The sequence below is a fragment of the Nonomuraea sp. NPDC051941 genome, assembly GCF_044593615.1.
This window is the reverse complement of record NZ_JBIUCF010000143.1, coordinates 1-1,716: the sequence shown is the minus strand read 5'-3', so window position 1 is coordinate 1,716 and position 1,716 is coordinate 1. Positions and strand designations below refer to the sequence as shown.

Sequence of the window (1,716 nt, the reverse complement as noted above, 5' to 3'; positions counted from 1 at the left end):
TGATCACGATCAGCGGTGCCATCACTGCTCCTTCATGCCGAGCGAGGTCAGCCGGCCTCGCATCCAGTCGAGCTCGGCGGCGATGCCGGCGGCGAGATCCGGGGACGCGCCGGGGAGCACGTTCCAGGTGTAGGTCTCCACCTCGACGTGCCGGGTCAGCGGGCTGGGGCCGCCGAGGAGCGTGTTGAGCAGGTCACGCAGGTAGGGGGCGCTGGTGGTGAGCGGAGGGGGCGGGTCGGCGTGCAGCGGGACGTGGAAGTGCACCCGCCAGCTCTCGTCCGCGGGCAGGCCGCCGGCGAGGGCCTCTCCCAGGTCGTCGGCGTATCCGGTGGCGGAGCGCGTCTGGTGGAGGAACCTGGCCTCGTCGAACGCGGCCAGCCTCCGCTGCGCTCCAGGCGGAGCCTCTAGGGCGCATGACGCCTGGAGCTTCACGATCGGGAGCCCGGTGCGGGCGCCCGCGCCGGGTTCCTCGAAGCCCACGGCCATGTGGCAGGCGTCCAGGCACAGGCCGAGGTAGTCGTGGTCCACGTTGCTCAGCAGGGCGGTCGCCTGGGGTGTGACCTCGATGATGCAGCCGGGCTCCGGCTCGAAGCCCACCCGGATCACCTTGCCGGTCCGGTGGGTCAGGGCCCGCAGGCCCTGGGCGAGCGCGTCGAGGTTCGCCATGACCGCCGTCGCCTTGTCCCGTGTCCATGCGGTGCGCCAGGCGAGGGGGAGGGTCGAGATCGTGCCCTCGGTGACGTCGTCCGGCAGCAGCGCGGCGAGGATCTCGGCCAGCCCGAGCGTGTAGCGCAGCCGCTCCGCGTCGGCCCAGTCGGGCTGGTAGACGCGGTATTTCACGATCTCGTCGTGGAAGCCGCGGTAGGGGAACCCGTTCAGGGTCACGACCTCCAGCCCGAGCACGGCCAGCCGCTCGCGCAGCGCGGCGAGTTCGTCGCCCCGGGCGAGCAGCTCACCGGCGGCCTGCCGGGGCAGCCAGAGGCCGACGCCGAGCCGTTCAGCGCCGAGCAGTGTTCTGACCCGCGCGGCGATACCGGAGAGTTGGCGGTGGATGCCGGGGAGATCCTCGGCCGGGTGCACGTTGGTGCAGTAGGCGAGGTGGATCGTCGAGCCGTCCGGGTGGCGCAGCCTCATGAGTCAGCCTCGCTTGATCGTGTTGCCGGCGTAGTCGGGGGCCGCCTCGGTGCCCGCCTCCAGGCTGAGCCGGCCGCTCTGCCCGTAGAAGGCGACCGGATTGCGCCACAGCACCTGGTCCACATCGTCCTCGCCGAAGCCTGCCGCGAGCATGGCGTCGGCGACCTCGCGCGTCTTCAGCGGATCACTGCGTCCCCAGTCCGCGGCCGAGTTCACGAGCATCCTCGCCGTGCCGTGCTCCTTGAGGACGGACACCATCCGGTCCGGGTCCATCTTGGTGTCGGGGTAGATGGAGAACCCCATCCAGCAGCCAGAGTCCGCGACCATGCCGACGGTCAGCTCGTTGAGATGGTCGACGAGCACCTGCCCGGGAGCGAGGCCAGCGGCCCGCACCACGTCCAGCGTGCGGCGGGTGCCGGCGACCTTGTCCCGATGCGGCGTGTGCACGAGGACGGGGAGATCGTTCTCCCGCGCCAGGGCGAGCTGCGCCTCGAAGACCTGTTCCTCCCTGGCCGTCATGGAGTCGTAGCCGACTTCGCCGACGGCGACGACGGAGTCCTTCAGCAGGTATCGCGGCAGTTC

At 71.0% G+C, this 1,716-nt stretch carries 2 protein-coding genes; both read right to left on the bottom strand.

Annotation, left to right across the window (positions count from 1 at the left end; genetic code table 11):
* Positions 1 to 21: 21 nt before the first annotated feature.
* On the bottom strand, positions 22 to 1,134 hold the full coding sequence (eboE, locus tag ACIHFD_RS67850; RefSeq protein ID WP_397375966.1) for a metabolite traffic protein EboE: 1,113 nt from the start codon (positions 1,132 to 1,134) through the stop codon (positions 22 to 24).
* Positions 1,135 to 1,137: 3 nt separating this feature from the next.
* Positions 1,138 to 1,716, bottom strand: a 579-nt coding sequence (locus ACIHFD_RS67845) for a TatD family hydrolase (protein WP_397375965.1), incomplete at its 5' end; no start/stop codon positions are given.